Origin of the sequence: Nitrincola alkalisediminis (assembly GCF_009821115.1) — a bacterium.
Lineage (GTDB): Bacteria > Pseudomonadota > Gammaproteobacteria > Pseudomonadales > Balneatricaceae > Nitrincola > Nitrincola alkalisediminis.
In genome coordinates this window covers 361,181-377,754 of record NZ_VYTY01000002.1, presented here as the reverse complement: position 1 = coordinate 377,754, position 16,574 = coordinate 361,181, and the positions used below count along the sequence as shown (strand labels likewise).

The window sequence follows — 16,574 nt, the reverse complement described above, 5'->3', positions numbered from 1 at the left end:
GGCTCTCTCTTTTAATAATCGCTATACATGCGGCCGGGATTGAATAGTTGAGTTGGATCCAGTTGCGCTTTCAGTCGTTGGTGGTAGCGCATTAATAGCGTTGGCAACGGGTGGAAAGGTGTCGTCGTAATACCCGGTGTAAAAGCCGTGGCGTGTCCACCAAGCTGAGCGACGGCTGTTCGAATGGCTTCGGGTGACTGTGATGTTTTTAGCCAGCGCTGAGCACCGCCCCAGTCAAGAATTTGCTCACCCGGAAGGGTGAGTGCCTGACTTTGAGAGGGAACTGAACATCGCCAAAGCAAACCAGAATCCTTAAAGAAAGGAAGTTGATGCTCTTTTAGGTTTAGCCAAAAGTTTGGATCAATGGCACTGCCATTTAATTGATTTGAAAAGGTTTTGACGGAGCTGTCGCCACCCTCAAGCCTTAAATAAAGGGTGTCATTAAAAAAGCAGGCAGCGGTTAAGGGGAGCGAGGCTTGCCCCCATTTTTCTAAGCAAGCGAGCGCATCCTTTTGAGATATTTGAAGTGATAGGTGCTGCTGATGTTTCGGTTTAGGTAAGACTTTCATCGATACTTCGGTGATAAGGCCGAGGCATCCGTAGCTTCCTACCATGAGTCGTGAGACATCATAGCCCGCAACATTTTTCATCACCTCTCCACCAAATCGTAATAACTTACCCTGTCCGGTGATGACTTTGGTACCCAAGACAAAATCACGAACGGATCCAGACCAAGGTCTGCGTGGTCCAGAAAGACCCGCTGCAACCATGCCGCCGACGGTGGCTGCTTCCCCAAAATGAGGTGGCTCAAACGCCAGCATTTGCCCTTTTTCGTCTAAGATGCTCTCTAACTCGGCTAAAGGCGTACCCGCGCGAACGGTAACGACCAGCTCAGTAGGATCATAACTCACAATCCCAGAGTGTGCTTTGGTGCAGATGGTTGATGCATCCACAGGGCGGCCTAGGAAGGACTTGGTGTTGCCACCTTGTATGCTGAGGGATTTTTTTTCAGAGAGAGCTTGATGGATTTGTTCCAATAATAAGGCTTCAGATGTCGCTGAAGGGCGCTCACCTGGGCGATAGGGAGAGTCATGTGCATGAGACGGTGCTAGGGTCATTAGAAACGCTCCAGTTCAGGAAAGGGGAGTTCGCCATGGTGAATATGCATTTTTCCGAACTCAGCGCAACGATGTAGGGTTGGAATGTTTTTTCCTGGGTTTAGCAAAGTTTTTGGGTCAAAGGCTGCTTTCACCGCGTGAAATACTTCAATTTCATCGTTATTAAATTGTGAGCACATTTGATTGATTTTTTCACGGCCAACACCATGCTCGCCCGTTATAGAGCCTCCAACTTTAACGCATAGTTCTAAAATCTTACCGCCCAGTGCCTCGGCCTTTTCTAATTCTCCGGGTTGGTTTGCATCAAATAGAATCAACGGATGCATATTGCCATCCCCTGCATGGAAGACATTAGCAACGGCTAGACCGTACTCTTCGGATAAGGCTTGGATGCCCGTCAGGACGTTGGGGAGTTCTCGGCGAGGGATGGTGCCATCCATACAATAGTAGTCAGGAGAAATACGACCAACGGCTGGAAAGGCATTTTTACGTCCCGCCCAAAAACGTTGGCGTTCAGCCTCATCCTTTGCCATTTGAATAGCGGTTGCGCCGGAGTTTTCGAGCACAGAGCGAACGATTTGACAATCTTCGTCAACGTCAGACTCAACGCCATCGAGTTCGCAGAGTAAAATGGCTTGTGCGTCGATTGGATATCCTGCGTGGATAAAGTCTTCAGCCGCTTTAATGGCAAGGTTGTCCATCATTTCAAGACCGCCTGGAATGATGCCTGCCGCAATAATATTGCCAACGGCCTGGCCTGCTTTGCCAATGTCATCAAAGCTGGCCATTAATACCTTTGCAACCTTGGGTTTGGGTAAAAGCTTCACCGTGACCTCAACCACAATACCGAGCATCCCCTCAGAGCCCGTAAATAAAGCGAGGAGGTCAAAGCCCGCAGTGTCAAGAGCATCGCTGCCCAGCGTTAAAAACTCACCTTCAACGGTAATAATATTGATTTTTAGAAGATTATGTACGGTTAATCCGTATTTGAGACAATGAACCCCTCCTGCGTTTTCGGCAACATTACCACCAATTGAACAGGCAATTTGTGACGAGGGATCCGGTGCATAGTAAAGACCATACGGAGCACTCGCTTCTGAAATGGCAAGATTTCGAACACCGGGTTGCACACGGGCAAAGCGACCTTCTGGATTGATTTCAAGAATTTTGTTTAGTTTTGCCAGAACCAGCAATACGCCTTGCTCAATAGGCAGTGCGCCCCCAGAAAGCCCAGTGCCTGCACCTCTTGCCACAACAGGAGCGCCAAAGTCATGACAAATCTTCATGATCTTCTGAACTTGGTCAACGGTTTCTGGTAAGACCACAAGCAAGGGTTTTGTGCGATAGGCTGACAGACCATCGCATTCATAGGGTGCTAAGTCTTCGTCTTTGTAAAGAAGATGAAGACTGGGCAAGTGTGCGATCAGCTCTTGTACCAGAGCTGATCGATCTACACGCGGTAATTTTCCATCAATACGTTCATCATGCAAGATATTCATTGCGTTCACCTAAAGTTGGGTTACAGCAATCTTGGTATCTGAAGTGCATTAGGTCAATAAATTCAGCCTCTGGTCTGACCAGTAATTGATAGCCTCCGTTGGTTAGGGTATGGGTAAAGTCCTTTGAGCAAGTGTTTTAAGCGTTACATAATCTATTTTGCCGGTTCCAAGTAGCGGTAATGTGTCAACGTATTGTATTTCACGAGGCACCGCGATCTCACTCACCCCCGATGCTTGTGCATGCTTCAAGAGTTGATCTTTCGTGAGGGTTGGGTCGGTTGTGAATAGCACCAAAGCTTCGCCTTTTCGGGTATCGGGTCTAGAGGAGACGGCATGGAGCTTGTCGGGTGAAACCGCATAGGCAAGAGTTTCTGCAACTTCTAAGCTAATCATTTCACCCGCGAGTTTCGCAAAGCGCTTTAATCGACCAATGATTGCGATGTATCCATCGTTATCTATTTCAACAATATCGCCTGTTTCGTACCAGCCGTCACCTACACTGGACGTGGGAGGTTGTAGAATGCCGGGTTGATCCACTTTTAAGTAGCCGGACATCACATTGGGTCCTCGTACATGCAGCGCGCCGCCTTGTTCAATGCCTTCTATGGGCGTGATGCGAGACTCAATCAAGGGAAGAAACTGTCCGACGCTCCCATAGCGATAGGCCATCGGAGTGTTCACGGCCAATACGGGTGCGGTTTCGGTTGTGCCGTAGCCTTCAAATACACGCAGACCAAACTTATCGAACCAAAGATTGCGCACAGAGTCCGTTAGTTTTTCAGCTCCCGCAACCACATAGCGTAAGCGGTGGAAGTCATAGGGGTGTGCGTATTTTCCATAATGATTTAAGAAAGTAGAGGTGCCAAATAGGATTGTACATCCTCGATCATAGGATAATTCTGGAATTATTCGATAATGCAGGGGAGTTGGATACAAAAATAGGCTCATCCCCGATAGAACAGGCAAAAGAGCACCTGCCGTTAAACCAAATGAGTGAAAGATAGGTAAGGCATTAAACACCTTGTCGTAGACTGAAAAGTCAGTTACTGCCCGTATTTGGTTAATGTTGGCCATGATGGCACGGTGAGAGAGAACAACCCCTTTGGGTTTGCCTTCAGAGCCTGATGTGTACAAAACAACTGCGGTGGATTCCGTGGAGGCAGGCTTCTCAAAGGATAAGGGGCGATGAAGTGCCCAGCCCACCAGCCATAATTTGTCTGCAAGCGTGATGCTGGCACGAATATCCTCTAAGTAATGAAAGGTGATTCCGCGCAATTGAGCTATTTTATCCTCAAGCTTTGCTTGCTCTATGAAAGCCTTAGAGGTGATGATTTTTGTCACTTTGGCTACGTCGCAGGCAGATTGTAGTGCCTCGACTCCTGCTGTGTAGTTCAGTAGGGCTGGGACGCGTTGTCGAGCGGTCATGCCAAAAATCAACCCAAGGGTCGGAGCAAGATTCGGTAATAGAACACCGATATTTTCGTGTTCACTTGAAAATGCTTCCGTTTTTTTTCCAAGCATTAACGCCATTTTGAGCAGGTCGTTGTAGGAGTATTCAATTTGCTTGATATCTTCAACCAGCTTACGACGCTTACCGTACAGTTTGCTTGCGTGGCATAGAGAGGAAAAGAGCGTTTTAGGCTTGCACGAAGTGAAAATCATCTCTTGCATCACGCGTCTGAGGGCTTCTCCTGCTCTTTTTCGACGTAGCTTTGCACTTTCACCCTCAGGCATTGTGAAGGGGCGTGTAGGTAAGAAGGTTAAGCTGAGCTTGGGAAAGAGTTGCCGTGGGTGCTTACCCGACAGTCTGGAAAAATACGTGTGTGAAGCGCCGTCGATGCACACGGGTAGCAGTGTTGCTTGTGCCTTAGCCGCAACAAAAGCAGGGCCTTCGTATATTTTCATTAAGGAGCCTGTCTGGGTGATACGCCCTTCGGGAAAGATAACAACGGGTCTGCCAGACTCGATAAGTCTAATCACGGTTTTCATTGCCATTGGATGCGCAGGATCGACTAAGACAAATTCAACTTTGGAAAGAAAAAAACGGAAAAAAGGATTGGCACTGACATCAGAGTGCACGACAAAGACGGGTTTAATCGGTAAGTAGAGCGCCAGTAACATACCGTCAATAAAAGACTGATGATTTGCAATAATCAGCAAACGCGGTTGTGAGAAATCAACGCCTTCTTGTTGATGAAGTGTTAATTTGAATAAGCGTTCAAAAACTGTCCTTAAAAGGTGTTCTATTATCCTGCGTATCATAGTGGTCATAAGCATCAAATTGGGGTTAAAGAAACGTTGTCTCAACAGTGGCTTTTAAGTCTTTGTAAGTTGACCTGATTTGTCAAGTTTGGTTCATTCATGCCTATAATGCCCTTATGTATATTTCTGGTCTGACCAGTTTGAATTCTTGGATATTGTTTAGCGTTTATAACTTTCTATCCGATCAAGCTATTATGATGCAAATAAAACGAGAGTAAGTCGCTCTTGGTCAGACCGGATGCATCGAGGTGATTATGTCAAAAACAACGGCACAGGTTGCTGATCAGGTGGCAGAGAAAATTGAAACGCTGATCTTAGATGGTGTGTTAAGCGTCGGGCAGCGTTTGCCTTCTGAACGACGTTTAACCGAAAAGCTAGCTGTTTCGCGTTCTGGCTTACGAGAGGGGTTAAAGCTACTAAGGGCGCGCGGTATTATTCGAACAGAACAGGGTAAGGGCTCTTATGTTGCGCCTCTGCTAAACGGACCTTCCAGTCCCTTAATGCATTTGTTTAGCGATCATCCCCGCACCCTGTATGATTTGCTAGAGGTTCGTGCTCTCTTAGAGGGTGAGTCTGCGCGTCTGGCCGCGATGAGAGCTACAGACGCCGATATGATTATGATTCGTCGGCGCTATGTGGAGTGGGCAGAGGCTCATAAAGGGGGTAAGGCACTTAAGCCCCAGGAACATGCTCGTTTAGATCATGCTTTTCATCTGGCCGTTTGTGAGGCTTCCCACAATCCCGTACTCGTGCAAACACTGCAATCGCTGACAGACTTAATGATTAGCTCAGTGTTTGCCTCTGTAAATAATTTGTACCATCGCCCTGCTGCTATGTGTCAAATTAATAAGCAGCATGCAAGCCTGTTTGACGCTGTTATTAATAAAGACCCTGAAAAAGCTCAGCGAGCGGCTGTTGAGCATATTCACAGTATTCGAGACAGTCTGTATGAAATTGAAGCTGAAGAACAGCGTTTAATACGAGCATCCATGCGTTTAAATGGATGGTAATTGTTATAGAGGATTGAAATGTATGTTGCAGGGCTTATTTATTTTATTGTTGTGTCAGTTGCTGGGTGAGCTTTTGATGATGGCCATCAATGCACCTATTCCCGGACCAGTTGCTGGAATGCTTATCTTGTTGGTAGGGTTGATGATTCTAGGGCGCGTGCCAGATGGTTTGCGTTTGACAGCGACAGGTTTGATTTCGCACCTTTCCTTGTTATTTATTCCCGCAGGCGTTGGCTTGATGGTCTTTGCTGATCAGATAAAACAACAATGGTGGATCATATTAGTGGCACTTTTGGTCAGTACATTTTTGACCCTGATCGTGGCGGCGTGGGTGATGGAAAGGTTTAAGTCAAAGGAAGGTCAGGATCATGGAGTTAACTAAGTTCTGGGTCTATTTTTCAGCGCAGCCTCTGTTTTGGATTATTGTTACGCTGGCTGTGTTTATGCTGGCGAAAAAACTGAATGAGTGGGCGAAGGGCTCGGCTTTTTTACATCCGGTGCTGGTTGCCATGGCCATTATCATTACACTGTTGATGCTCACAGGCACGGAGTATGATGCCTATTTTTCGGGAGCACAATTTATCCATTTTTTACTGGGGCCGGCGACAGTTGCCTTGGCCATTCCACTGTTCGATCACTTGGCGCGTATTCGACGTTTATTTTTTCCCGTTTTGCTTGCCTGTCTATCGGGGAGTGTGACGGCGGTGATCACGGTGGTTGCCATAGGTCATGTCTTGGGGGGATCTACAGAGGTGCTTCTATCCTTAGCGCCTAAGTCGGTGACCTCACCGATTGCGATCGGGATTGCAGAACAAATCGGTGGCTATCCATCCTTGGCGGCTGGACTTGCCTTGATTACAGGGGTGATGGGGTGTTTGTTGGCCCCTTTAGTCTTCCGTTTGTTCAACGTAAAGCGTCAGGCGAGTCAAGGATTCGCTCTGGGGTTGGCGGCTCATGGTTTTGGGACGGCTTATGCGATGCAATTAAGCACTCTGACCGGCGCCTTTGCTGGGTTAGCCATGGGGTTAACCGGTGTGCTTAGTTCGATTTTGGTGCCCTTTGTTGTTCGCTTGATGGGTTTATAAAAATAATACAGCGTTATGCTGATCAAAAGTGAGTATCAGGATGTCAGTTACAGAATTTGATTACATCATCGTCGGTGCAGGTTCCGCCGGATGCTTGTTGGCAAACCGTTTGAGTCGAGATCCATCGAATCGGGTATTGTTGATTGAGGCAGGAAAAAAGGATAATTATCACTGGATACATATTCCTGTTGGTTATCTGTATTGTATTGGGAATCCTCGAACGGATTGGTTGTATCAAACTCAGCCGGATGCTGGTCTTAATGGGCGTGTGTTGCGTTATCCTCGGGGTAAAACCTTGGGTGGCTGTTCTTCTATCAATGGCATGATTTATATGAGAGGGCAGGCGAGGGACTACGATACCTGGGCCGAGCTTACGCAGGATCAATCTTGGCGATGGGAGGAGGTGCTTCAGTATTTTAGAAAACATGAGCATCATTATCGGTTAGATGACCCCGCCTTTTTAGAATCAAAAGAAGGGCAGTCCTTTGCAAAGAATCACGGGCATGGCGGTGAATGGCGAGTTGAAAAGCAGCGCTTGCGTTGGGAGGTCTTAGAGCGATTTGCCGAGGCGGCGACGCAGGCTGGAGTGCCTCGTTCGGATGATTTTAATACAGGGAATAATGAGGGAGTTGGCTACTTTGAGGTGAATCAAAAGTCAGGTTGGCGTTGGAATACATCGAAGGCATTTTTGCGCCCCATTCTGGAAAGACCCAATTTAACGGTCTGGACAGAAGTTCAGGTTGAAAAAATCCTATTGGCGTCTGGAAAAGACAGTGTGCCAAGGGCTACAGGTGTTCGTGTTCTTCGCTCTGGTGGGCGTGATTCTGTGATGGCAGCGAAGGAGGTGATTTTGTCGGCAGGCGCAATAGGGTCGCCACAGTTGTTGCAGTTGTCAGGTATTGGGCCTAAAGCCCTATTGCAGCGGTATGGAATCGATGTTTGGGTTGATGCACCAGGCGTTGGACAAAACCTACAGGATCACTTGCAAATACGATCAGTCTTCAAAGTTAAGGGTGTGAAAACACTCAATACACTGGCCAATAGTGTGTGGGGGAAAGCGATGATTGGTGCGGAGTATTTGCTAAAACGTTCGGGGCCTATGAGTATGGCGCCGAGCCAGTTAGGTGCATTTACTCGGTCTGACCCAGCACAGGACTATGCAAACTTGGAGTATCATGTACAACCGCTGAGTTTAGAAGCATTTGGCGAAAATCTACACCCCTTTCCTGCGATGACTGTAAGCGTTTGCAATTTAAATCCAACCAGTCGCGGTGTGGTCGAAATCGCTTCAGCCAGCGTAGAGGACTCACCTCATATTTGTCCAAACTATCTGAGCACAGATGAAGATCGTTTGATTGCAGCGCAAAGTCTTAAGCAGGTGCGCCAAATCGTAGCCCAGCCAGCACTGGCGCCTTTTGAACCTGAAGAAATTAAGCCGGGCGTGCAGTATCAAAGTGATGATGAGTTGATTCGCTTAGCTGGCGATATTGCGACCACGATTTTTCATCCGGTGGGAACCGTAAAAATGGGGGCCGACGATGACCCTATGGCGGTCTTGAATTCGCGTTTGCAAGTGAAGGGGGTTTCGGGCCTTAGGGTGGTGGATGCCAGTGTCATGCCAACCATTACAAGTGGAAATACGAACTCACCCACATTAATGATTGCAGAAAAGGCGTCAGCCTGGATTTTAGGGGAGATAACCCCATAAAATGATGGCCGATGGTAAAGGATTATTCGTTAAGGCCAACGAATAATTGCAAGTCAAGTCGGCGCGCAGTAAAGTTGCGCGCTTGTTTTACACGATTGGCAGGGGTTGGAGCTTAATGACACCTTTAGAGCGTTACAAAAAAGATCTTCAGCGTGATGATTTTACCTATGATCCTACACAAGAGATGGCGGTTAAGCATCTTCAACGCTTATACGATGAGCTGATTGCGTCTGTTAACGCACCTGTGCCCAGTATGATTCGTCGTTTGACGGGGATTATGCGTAAAGAGTCGAAAGAGCCCTTAAAAGGTCTGTATTTTTGGGGTGGAGTAGGGCGTGGCAAAACCTACTTGATGGATACGTTTTACGACAGTCTGCCTTTTGAACATAAAACACGCACGCATTTCCATCGATTTATGCAGCGGGTTCATAAAGAGCTGAAGCAGCTTGAGGGGACTAAAAACCCGTTGGTTGAAATCGGTAAAAAGTATGCCGCCGAAACTCGAATTATTTGCTTTGATGAGTTTTTTGTGACGGATATAACCGATGCCATGATCTTGGGCGGGTTGCTGGAGCAATTGTTTGCAAACGGTGTCTCCTTAGTCGCCACTTCGAATATTGTGCCTGATGGTTTATATAAGGATGGATTGCAGCGTGCGCGCTTTTTGCCCGCAATTGCGCTGCTCAACAAGTATACCGAGGTCGTGAACGTTGATGGCGGTATCGATTATCGTCTGCGGGTGTTAGAGCAAGCCGAGTTGTACCATTTTCCGCTAGATGCAGACGCGGACATCAGCTTGAATAAAAGCTTTGAAAGCTTAGCACCGGATATCGACATCGCTGAGCGGGATAAGCTGATTGAGGTTAACGGTCGTCAAATTAAATGTCGGCGTGTGTGCGAAGATGTTGTGTGGTTTGACTTTAAAGAGTTGTGCGAAGGCCCACGTTCTCAGAATGATTATATCGAGTTGGGGAAAATCTACCACGAAGTGCTGGTCAGTAATGTCCCACAGATGGGGCGCCAGAATGATGATGCGGCACGGCGTTTCATAAACTTAGTGGATGAGTTTTACGACAGTGGCGTTAAGTTGATTTTATCTGCCGAAACCAGCATACATGATATTTACACCGAAGGTCGCTTGTCCTTTGAAATCGAACGCACTAAAAGTCGTTTGCTTGAAATGCAGTCGCATGAATACTTGGCAAGAGAACATCGATCTGCATAAAAAGCAAAACAGTGCTCGTAAAGCTGAGATAAAGTCAGTATAATGCCCGCTCCCAAAATTTGGGAACGTGAAGGTTGGATAATGTTTGTCCAACGAATAACTATAAGCTAAGTCGGGCCCGTATCTCTTGTGGTGCGGAATGAGACTTATCGAGTTAAGGTGATAATTTCATGAATAAAACAGTAAGCGCTAAGCCAGCCGAAGTAAAACGCGACTGGTACGTTGTTGACGCAGAGGGTAAAACCTTAGGCCGTTTGGCAACTGAAATTGCTCGCCGTCTGCGTGGCAAGCACAAGCCTGAATATACTCCACACGTGGACACAGGTGACTACATTGTTGTTGTTAATGCTGAGAAAGTGCACGTAACAGGCAACAAGCGCAATGATAAGATGTACTACCGTCATTCTGGTTTCCCAGGCGGTCTTAAGGAAGCAAACTTCACTAAGATGATTCAAACCTTCCCTGAGCGTACGATTGAATTGGCTGTAAAAGGCATGTTGCCAAAAGGCCCACTTGGTCGCTCTATGTACACTAAGCTGAAAGTGTATGCTGGTAATCAGCACCCGCATCAGGCTCAGCAACCTAAAGAACTGAATATCTAAGGGGAAGGCGAATATGTCTATTACTCAGTATTACGGCACAGGCCGTCGTAAAACCTCTACTGCTCGCGTCTTCTTGCGTCCAGGTACAGGTCAGGTCACTATTAACCAACGCACCATGGAAAACTACTTTGGTCGTGAAACTGCGCGCATGATTGTTATGCAGCCGTTGCAGTTGACGGGTACCGCTGAAAAGTTCGATGTATATGTAACGGTTGCAGGTGGTGGTGGCTTCGGTCAAGCCGGTGCTATTCGTCATGGTATTACACGTGCTTTGATGGAGTACGATGAGACGTTGCGTGCTTCCTTGCGTGAAGCTGGTTTCGTGACTCGTGACTCGCGTATGGTTGAACGTAAGAAAGTCGGCTTGCGTAAAGCGCGTAAGCGTCCACAGTTCTCCAAGCGTTAATTTTTGTTTGCCTTCTGGGCAAATTGATTCTTATCAAAAAACCCGAATCTTTCATGGTTCGGGTTTTTTTGTGGTTTTTTATTTTTTTCAAAACTTTAATTGCGTATTAGGCTGTTTTTTAAATGTGAATAGGCCTAAGGTAGACTGGTTTTAACCTTGTAAAAATCGGGTATTTTCTTTACTATTTGCGCCATTTGAAGAATCCGATTTGTGGGTTTTAAATGACTGGCGACGGAACTGACCGTATTTTTCGGAAAGTGGTCGTCGAATGAGTGGAGATGAAGTTAATGAGCAATGACGGCGTGAATAAAGGTCGGCGTCGGCTACTCCTCGGTGCAACATCTGCGTTAGGCGCAGTGGGTGCTGTAGGTGCGGCTGTCCCGTTCGTAGCGTCCTGGCATCCTAGTGCAAAAGCAAAAGCCGCAGGTGCGCCTGCTAGAGCGGATGTGAGTAAGCTAGAGCCTGGTCAGCAAATGATTGTTGAATGGCGAGGAAGGCCGGTCTGGATCGTGCGTCGTGGCGAAGAAGCCTTGGCGAATCTAGAACGCTTGAATGATCGATTGGCTGATCCAGAGTCAAATCGTTCAGAACAACCTGATTACATACCAAAAACTCCGGCAAGATCTTTAAGGCCTGAGTACGCTGTTCTGATCGGTATTTGTACTCACTTGGGCTGTTCACCAACCTATCGCCCTGAAATTGCACCCGCTGATTTGGGTGATGGGTGGTTAGGCGGTTTCTTCTGTCCGTGTCATGGATCACGTTTTGACCTGTCGGGTCGCGTATTCCGTGCACAGCCTGCACCGACTAATCTGGTTATCCCACCTCATTCGTATCTGGATGATTCGACGCTTATCATCGGTATAGATCAGGAGGCTTCATAATGGCTGGTCATCGCAATAAAGGAAACCCAGGCCTAATGGGCTGGATTGATGATCGTTTCCCAGCAACAGCGCTATGGGATGATCATCTTGCTAAATACTATGCGCCTAAAAACTTCAACTTTTGGTATTTCTTTGGCTCGCTTGCATTGTTGGTTTTGGTTAACCAAATCGTAACGGGTATCTGGTTGACCATGAGTTACAACCCTTCAGATGAGGGGGCGTTTGCTTCATTAGAATACATCATGCGTGATGTTGAGTACGGTTGGTTGTTGCGTTATATGCACTCTACCGGAGCTTCTGCATTCTTCGTTGTTATCTATCTGCATATGTTCCGCGGATTGATGTACGGATCTTACCGTAAGCCACGTGAGTTGGTGTGGATCTTTGGTATGACCATCTATCTTGCGTTGATGGCCGAAGCATTCATGGGATACCTCTTGCCTTGGGGACAAATGTCTTACTGGGGTGCTCAGGTTATTGTATCTCTGTTTGGCGCTATCCCAGTGATTGGTCCTGATCTACAGCAGTGGATCCGTGGTGATTACCTGATTTCTGGTATTACTCTGAACCGTTTCTTTGCGTTGCACGTTGTGGCTTTACCAATCGTTATTCTTGCATTGGTTGTTTTGCACATCATTGCATTGCATGAAGTGGGATCGAATAACCCAGACGGTATCGAAATTAGCGAGAATTTGGATGAAAATGGCATTCCGAAAGACGGCATTCCTTTCCATCCTTACTACAGCGTCAAAGATCTTGTCGGCGTGGGCGTTTTCTTGTTTATTTTCTCGATTGTTGTTTTCTTCTTCCCAGAAGGCGGCGGTTACTTCATTGAAAGGCCAAACTTTGAGCCAGCCAATGCGCTGAAAACACCGGATCACATTGCACCTGTATGGTACTTCACGGCTTTCTACGCTATGTTGCGTGCCGTAACCTTCAACCTCTTTGGCTTAGATGCTAAGTTCTGGGGTGTTGTGGTGATGGGGGCTGCAATTGCGATTCTATTCGTATTGCCATGGTTGGATCGTAGCCCTGTAAAATCAATGCGTTATAAAGGTTGGATTAGCAAGATTTACTTGGTTGTTTTTGCGATCAGCTTTGTGATTCTAAGCGTATTGGGTGCATTGCCTGCGACAGATGCGCGCACGACTGTGGCTCAAATCTGTACCGTGCTTTACTTCGGTTACTTCCTCCTGATGCCTTTCTACACCAGGTTAGAAAGTACTAAACCAGTTCCGCAAAGGGTGACAGGCTGATGAAAAAATTTCTATTTGCACTATTGATGGTGTGTCTGCCAGCTGTAGTTCAGGCGGCTGCCAGTGCGTATCCAACAGATTCAATGAAGCCAGATCTACGAGATCAAGCCTCTTTACAGCGAGGTATGGCGCTATATGTTAACCGCTGCATGGGATGTCATTCCATGGAGTTCCAACGCTTTGAGCGCACAGCCGATGATATCGGTTTGCCTCATGATTTGGTAGAAGAGTATTTGATCCGTGGTGATCTTAAAATTCACGATCAGATGACCATCGCTATGAGTAAAACTGATGCCGCAGGTTGGTTTGGTGCGCCACCACCTGATTTGACGCTTGAAGCGCGTCTAAGAGGTACTGATTGGTTGTATACTTATTTGCGTACGTTCTACCGTGATGACTCAAGACCTTGGGGTGTTAACAATGCTCTCTTCAAGGACGTAGGTATGCCAAACGTGCTTGAAGATCTTCAGGGTGTGGTTATCAACAACTGTACAAGTGAAGAACTTGAAGCTCGTGGTGGATTTAGTGGTACACTGGATCCGTTGACAGGAACGCGTAGCGGCCAATGCTTGACTGTTCAAGCGGGCACTGGAAGTATGAGTCCTGCCGAGTTTGATCAAGCAATATATGACTTAGTTAACTTTATGGCGTATGTCGGTGAGCCTTCGCGCTTGCAGTCTGAGCGTATTGGTACCTATGTTCTAATATTCTTGGCCATCTTCACTTTCTTCGCATACTTGCTGAAGAGAGAGTACTGGAGAGATATACACTAATACTCAGGTATTGGTTTATGAAGCTACGCGGTCGTTAGGCCGCGTAGATTTTTTTGTTTATAGCAATCGATTGTTTGTGGGGTAACTCGATGGGAGTTGTAGCAAAACGTTCTTCCATGACCTTTTTTTCAGATGGCGATGACCACTACAGCCATCGTGTAAGAATTGTTCTGGCTGAGAAAGGGGTCGCGGTGGATATTGTTGACTGTAAAGTTGACGATATGCCTGAAGATCTTGTAGGTCTAAATCCTTATAACAGTCTTCCAACTCTGTTGGATAGAGAGTTGGTGTTGTATGAGTCGGGAGTAATGATGGAGTACTTGGATGAGCGGTTTCCGCATCCTCCACTGTTACCTGTCTATCCTGTTGCTCGTGCTGAAAGCCGTTTGTTTATGTACCGTATTCAAAGAGATTGGTGCAAATATGCAGATACAATTCTGCAAGGCGTAGCGGATCACGATGAGATTGAGCGTTGCCGCAAAGAATTGCGTGACAGTTTAGTTTCTATTTCACCGATTTTCAGTGAAAAGCCCTTCTTCATGAGCGATGAGTTTACGATTGTAGACTGCTGTATAGCGCCTCTTTTGTGGCGTTTGCCTGTGATGGAGATTGAGTTGTCCCAGACGCAATGTGCTCCATTATTTAGCTATATGAAACGTTTGTTTAGCCGTGAGTCTTTCCAAGCGAGCTTATCAGACGCTGAACGCGAGATGAGAGACTAAGTTCTCTGAGGTTGTATATGACACCGAGTAGATCCTATTTGTTAAAAGCATTACATGAGTGGATAACCGATAACGACATGGCGCCGCATATTGCGGTGGATACTCAAGTTCAAGGCGTGATGGTTCCCGATCAATTTATGCGAGAAGAACAGTTGATCTTGAATGTGTCGTATTCTGCTGTCAAAGATCTGGTGATGGATCAGGACGGTGTATCGTTTAATGCCCGCTTTGGTGGGGTTCCAACCAATGTGTTTTTACCTTTACCCGCAATTTTAGCCATTTATGCAAGAGAAAATGGCCAGGGTATGGGGTTTGGTATGGAGCCTGGTGCAGAGATGCTGGTTGCCGAAGATCGTGGCCCAACAGAGCCACCACCTGACAAACCAAAGTTAGCTGTACCAAAAGAAAAACCACGATTAAAAGTGGTTAAGTAATATTAAGGGGCTTTTAAGCCCCTTTTGTTTAATGTAGAAGTCAACTAGACGCCAATGTATTCAAATACCTTGACAATGCGTCTGACCCCCACAATTCCACGAATAACATCAACAGCGACATCGGCTTCTGCAGGGGTGACAAGTCCCATCAGATAGACAGTGCCATTCTCTGTGACCACTTTGATTCTCATACCCTCAGTCCTGTTGTCGGCCAAGAGTTGAGCTTTTACGCGTCCAGTTAAGTAGGTGTCATTTGCGCGAATCATTAGAGATGTAGGGCCTTCAATTTCGAGCTCATTATGAATCTTGCGTATTTCACGAAGTACGTTAACCACTTGTTCTGCTTCAGCTTTTGTTGCTTGGTTGGGCACTTGACCTGTTAGCAAAACCTGCCCATTAAAGCTATTGATGTTAATGTTGGAAGCTCTTAATGCGTCACTGCCTTTATTGACATTCACCTTGGATTTAAACTCAATGGAGTTGTCTTCAATGTAATTGCCAAGGGTTCGGCGACCTTCGTTTTCCTCTATCGGTGTCTCGCGGGTGGCGCTGACAAATGTCGAGCAACCCGTTACCCCTGTAAGAATGCTGATTAACATCAGTGAGAAGAGTATGCGCATTGTTAGGCTCCAAATAGTTGATAATCGATTAAATCGCAAAGGCAATGAAGCACTAAAAGCTGTGCATCATGCACTAAAATTTCATCTTCGGACGGTATGCATATTTCGATTTCATCGGGGCGTAAAAGTGCCGTCATATTTCCACCATCGCCACCTGTCAAAGCAATAACATCCATTTCTCGGTCATGCGCCGCTTGTATTGCTTGGACTAAGCTTGCAGAGCGACCGTTTGCTGAAATCGCAATCAAAATATCACCGGGCATGCCAATGGCGCGGATTTGTTTAGAATAAATATCAGCGAAGCTGCTGTCTTCTGCAATGGCGCATATGGCGGCGCTGTCCGCATTCAGTGCAAGGGCTGGGAGGCCAGGACGCTCGTGTCGAAACCGATTAATCAGGAGGCTGCTAAAGTGTTGAGCCAGTGCACCTGAAGCGCCATTCCCAGCGCAGAGCAGTTTACGCTCACTCACTAAGCGTTCACAGAGCAACTGGCCCGCTTGAGCAATTAGCGGAGTGAATTGCTCAATCGTTTGGGCGTTGACCTCCATGGAGTGATGAAATTGATTAATAATTTTTTCTTCAAGTTCCATTAACGGATATCCAGTGTAGGTAATTCAGGGTCTGAAGGCATCTTTGTACCAAATCGGTGGTTGATCGCCTTCAAAAGCGACAACGTCAAAACGGCAAGGATAACCATCCCAGCCCGTTTGTCCACTCATAATATAGCGAGCTGTGCGAATTAACTTGCGTTGTTTCTGCCAATCAACTGAAGCCGCGGCTCCACCAAATTGAGCGTGCTTGCGCCGTCGCACCTCAATAAAGACGATGGTATCACGGTCGTACATTATCAGGTCTATTTCGCCAAGACGGCATCGCGCATTGCGTTTTAGAAGAATGAGACCTTGATTGCACAACCATTCTTCCGCTCTTTGTTCGGCATCCATGCCAAGGGTTTTTCGATCCATGAAAA

General features: G+C 46.8%; 18 protein-coding genes. 12 read left to right on the top strand and 6 right to left on the bottom strand.

What is annotated here, in order from left to right:
* Positions 1 to 11 precede the first annotated feature (11 nt).
* The 3 genes from glcE to aas all read right to left on the bottom strand — a co-directional run bounded on the left by glcE (position 12) and on the right by aas (position 4,879).
* Complete coding sequence (gene glcE / locus F5971_RS04880; RefSeq protein WP_193494311.1) at positions 12 to 1,118, bottom strand: glycolate oxidase subunit GlcE; 1,107 nt, start codon at positions 1,116 to 1,118, stop codon at positions 12 to 14.
* Positions 1,118 to 2,617 (bottom strand): glycolate oxidase subunit GlcD, encoded by a 1,500-nt coding sequence (glcD, locus tag F5971_RS04875; protein WP_036509463.1) that lies wholly within the window; start codon positions 2,615 to 2,617, stop codon positions 1,118 to 1,120. The genes glcE and glcD overlap by 1 nt, the downstream gene beginning before the upstream one ends.
* A gap of 102 nt (positions 2,618 to 2,719) precedes the next feature.
* Entirely contained in the window at positions 2,720 to 4,879 is a 2,160-nt protein-coding gene (gene aas, locus F5971_RS04870) for a bifunctional acyl-ACP--phospholipid O-acyltransferase/long-chain-fatty-acid--ACP ligase (RefSeq protein WP_193494310.1), read from the bottom strand.
* Positions 4,880 to 5,133: 254 nt separating this feature from the next.
* Between aas and glcC the strand changes: the two genes are divergently transcribed.
* The 12 genes from glcC to F5971_RS04810 all read left to right on the top strand — a co-directional run bounded on the left by glcC (position 5,134) and on the right by F5971_RS04810 (position 14,984).
* Positions 5,134 to 5,889 (top strand): transcriptional regulator GlcC, encoded by a 756-nt coding sequence (glcC, locus tag F5971_RS04865; RefSeq protein ID WP_193494309.1) that lies wholly within the window; start codon positions 5,134 to 5,136, stop codon positions 5,887 to 5,889.
* A gap of 22 nt (positions 5,890 to 5,911) precedes the next feature.
* Positions 5,912 to 6,271: a CidA/LrgA family protein gene (locus F5971_RS04860; RefSeq protein WP_193494308.1), complete on the top strand. Its 360-nt coding sequence runs from the start codon at positions 5,912 to 5,914 to the stop codon at positions 6,269 to 6,271.
* Positions 6,258 to 6,974 (top strand): LrgB family protein, encoded by a 717-nt coding sequence (locus F5971_RS04855; protein WP_193494307.1) that lies wholly within the window; start codon positions 6,258 to 6,260, stop codon positions 6,972 to 6,974. Before F5971_RS04860 ends, F5971_RS04855 begins: the two co-directional genes overlap by 14 nt.
* A 40-nt stretch (positions 6,975 to 7,014) precedes the next feature.
* Positions 7,015 to 8,682, top strand: coding sequence for a GMC family oxidoreductase (locus F5971_RS04850; protein ID WP_036509465.1), 1,668 nt, complete (start codon positions 7,015 to 7,017; stop codon positions 8,680 to 8,682).
* A 115-nt stretch (positions 8,683 to 8,797) separates the two neighbouring features.
* Positions 8,798 to 9,907, top strand: coding sequence for a cell division protein ZapE (zapE, locus tag F5971_RS04845; RefSeq protein ID WP_036509634.1), 1,110 nt, complete (start codon positions 8,798 to 8,800; stop codon positions 9,905 to 9,907).
* Positions 9,908 to 10,077: 170 nt separating this feature from the next.
* Positions 10,078 to 10,509, top strand: coding sequence for a 50S ribosomal protein L13 (gene rplM / locus F5971_RS04840; RefSeq protein WP_036509466.1), 432 nt, complete (start codon positions 10,078 to 10,080; stop codon positions 10,507 to 10,509).
* A 13-nt stretch (positions 10,510 to 10,522) separates the two neighbouring features.
* On the top strand, positions 10,523 to 10,915 hold the full coding sequence (gene rpsI / locus F5971_RS04835; protein WP_036509469.1) for a 30S ribosomal protein S9: 393 nt from the start codon (positions 10,523 to 10,525) through the stop codon (positions 10,913 to 10,915).
* Between the two features lie 287 nt (positions 10,916 to 11,202).
* The gene (petA, locus tag F5971_RS04830) at positions 11,203 to 11,799 is read left to right on the top strand and encodes a ubiquinol-cytochrome c reductase iron-sulfur subunit (protein ID WP_036509471.1); all 597 of its coding nucleotides are present in this window, start codon (positions 11,203 to 11,205) and stop codon (positions 11,797 to 11,799) included.
* Positions 11,799 to 13,055 (top strand): cytochrome b, encoded by a 1,257-nt coding sequence (locus tag F5971_RS04825; protein WP_193494306.1) that lies wholly within the window; start codon positions 11,799 to 11,801, stop codon positions 13,053 to 13,055. The genes petA and F5971_RS04825 overlap by 1 nt, the downstream gene beginning before the upstream one ends.
* Positions 13,055 to 13,828, top strand: coding sequence for a cytochrome c1 (locus tag F5971_RS04820; protein WP_036509474.1), 774 nt, complete (start codon positions 13,055 to 13,057; stop codon positions 13,826 to 13,828). Before F5971_RS04825 ends, F5971_RS04820 begins: the two co-directional genes overlap by 1 nt.
* Positions 13,829 to 13,917: 89 nt before the next feature.
* Positions 13,918 to 14,550, top strand: coding sequence for a glutathione S-transferase N-terminal domain-containing protein (locus F5971_RS04815; protein WP_036509477.1), 633 nt, complete (start codon positions 13,918 to 13,920; stop codon positions 14,548 to 14,550).
* Between the two features lie 17 nt (positions 14,551 to 14,567).
* A complete protein-coding gene (locus F5971_RS04810) occupies positions 14,568 to 14,984 on the top strand; it encodes a ClpXP protease specificity-enhancing factor (protein ID WP_036509479.1) in 417 nt (138 codons plus the stop codon).
* 44 nt (positions 14,985 to 15,028) lie between these two features.
* Here F5971_RS04810 and F5971_RS04805 read toward each other — a convergent pair whose 3' ends face one another.
* The 3 genes from F5971_RS04805 to F5971_RS04795 are packed head-to-tail and all read right to left on the bottom strand — an operon-like array spanning position 15,029 to position 16,569.
* A complete protein-coding gene (locus F5971_RS04805; protein ID WP_193494305.1) occupies positions 15,029 to 15,604 on the bottom strand; it encodes a BON domain-containing protein in 576 nt (191 codons plus the stop codon).
* 2 nt (positions 15,605 to 15,606) lie between these two features.
* Positions 15,607 to 16,194 (bottom strand): SIS domain-containing protein, encoded by a 588-nt coding sequence (locus F5971_RS04800; protein ID WP_036509483.1) that lies wholly within the window; start codon positions 16,192 to 16,194, stop codon positions 15,607 to 15,609.
* Between the two features lie 24 nt (positions 16,195 to 16,218).
* Complete coding sequence (locus tag F5971_RS04795) at positions 16,219 to 16,569, bottom strand: YraN family protein (RefSeq protein ID WP_036509486.1); 351 nt, start codon at positions 16,567 to 16,569, stop codon at positions 16,219 to 16,221.
* Between the last annotated feature and the right edge of the window lie 5 nt (positions 16,570 to 16,574).

Coding starts and splice junctions, on each gene's coding strand:
- F5971_RS04800 (WP_036509483.1), bottom strand. CDS start 16,194: ATGGAACTTGAAGAAAAAATTATTAATCAATTTCATCACTCCATGGAG.
- F5971_RS04850 (WP_036509465.1), top strand. CDS start 7,015: ATGTCAGTTACAGAATTTGATTACATCATCGTCGGTGCAGGTTCCGCC.
- petA (WP_036509471.1), top strand. CDS start 11,203: ATGAGCAATGACGGCGTGAATAAAGGTCGGCGTCGGCTACTCCTCGGT.
- zapE (WP_036509634.1), top strand. CDS start 8,798: ATGACACCTTTAGAGCGTTACAAAAAAGATCTTCAGCGTGATGATTTT.
- F5971_RS04820 (WP_036509474.1), top strand. CDS start 13,055: ATGAAAAAATTTCTATTTGCACTATTGATGGTGTGTCTGCCAGCTGTA.
- F5971_RS04825 (WP_193494306.1), top strand. CDS start 11,799: ATGGCTGGTCATCGCAATAAAGGAAACCCAGGCCTAATGGGCTGGATT.
- F5971_RS04860 (WP_193494308.1), top strand. CDS start 5,912: ATGTTGCAGGGCTTATTTATTTTATTGTTGTGTCAGTTGCTGGGTGAG.
- glcC (WP_193494309.1), top strand. CDS start 5,134: ATGTCAAAAACAACGGCACAGGTTGCTGATCAGGTGGCAGAGAAAATT.
- F5971_RS04810 (WP_036509479.1), top strand. CDS start 14,568: ATGACACCGAGTAGATCCTATTTGTTAAAAGCATTACATGAGTGGATA.
- rpsI (WP_036509469.1), top strand. CDS start 10,523: ATGTCTATTACTCAGTATTACGGCACAGGCCGTCGTAAAACCTCTACT.
- F5971_RS04815 (WP_036509477.1), top strand. CDS start 13,918: ATGGGAGTTGTAGCAAAACGTTCTTCCATGACCTTTTTTTCAGATGGC.
- aas (WP_193494310.1), bottom strand. CDS start 4,879: ATGATACGCAGGATAATAGAACACCTTTTAAGGACAGTTTTTGAACGC.
- rplM (WP_036509466.1), top strand. CDS start 10,078: ATGAATAAAACAGTAAGCGCTAAGCCAGCCGAAGTAAAACGCGACTGG.
- glcD (WP_036509463.1), bottom strand. CDS start 2,617: ATGAATATCTTGCATGATGAACGTATTGATGGAAAATTACCGCGTGTA.
- F5971_RS04795 (WP_036509486.1), bottom strand. CDS start 16,569: ATGGATCGAAAAACCCTTGGCATGGATGCCGAACAAAGAGCGGAAGAA.
- glcE (WP_193494311.1), bottom strand. CDS start 1,118: ATGACCCTAGCACCGTCTCATGCACATGACTCTCCCTATCGCCCAGGT.
- F5971_RS04855 (WP_193494307.1), top strand. CDS start 6,258: ATGGAGTTAACTAAGTTCTGGGTCTATTTTTCAGCGCAGCCTCTGTTT.
- F5971_RS04805 (WP_193494305.1), bottom strand. CDS start 15,604: ATGCGCATACTCTTCTCACTGATGTTAATCAGCATTCTTACAGGGGTA.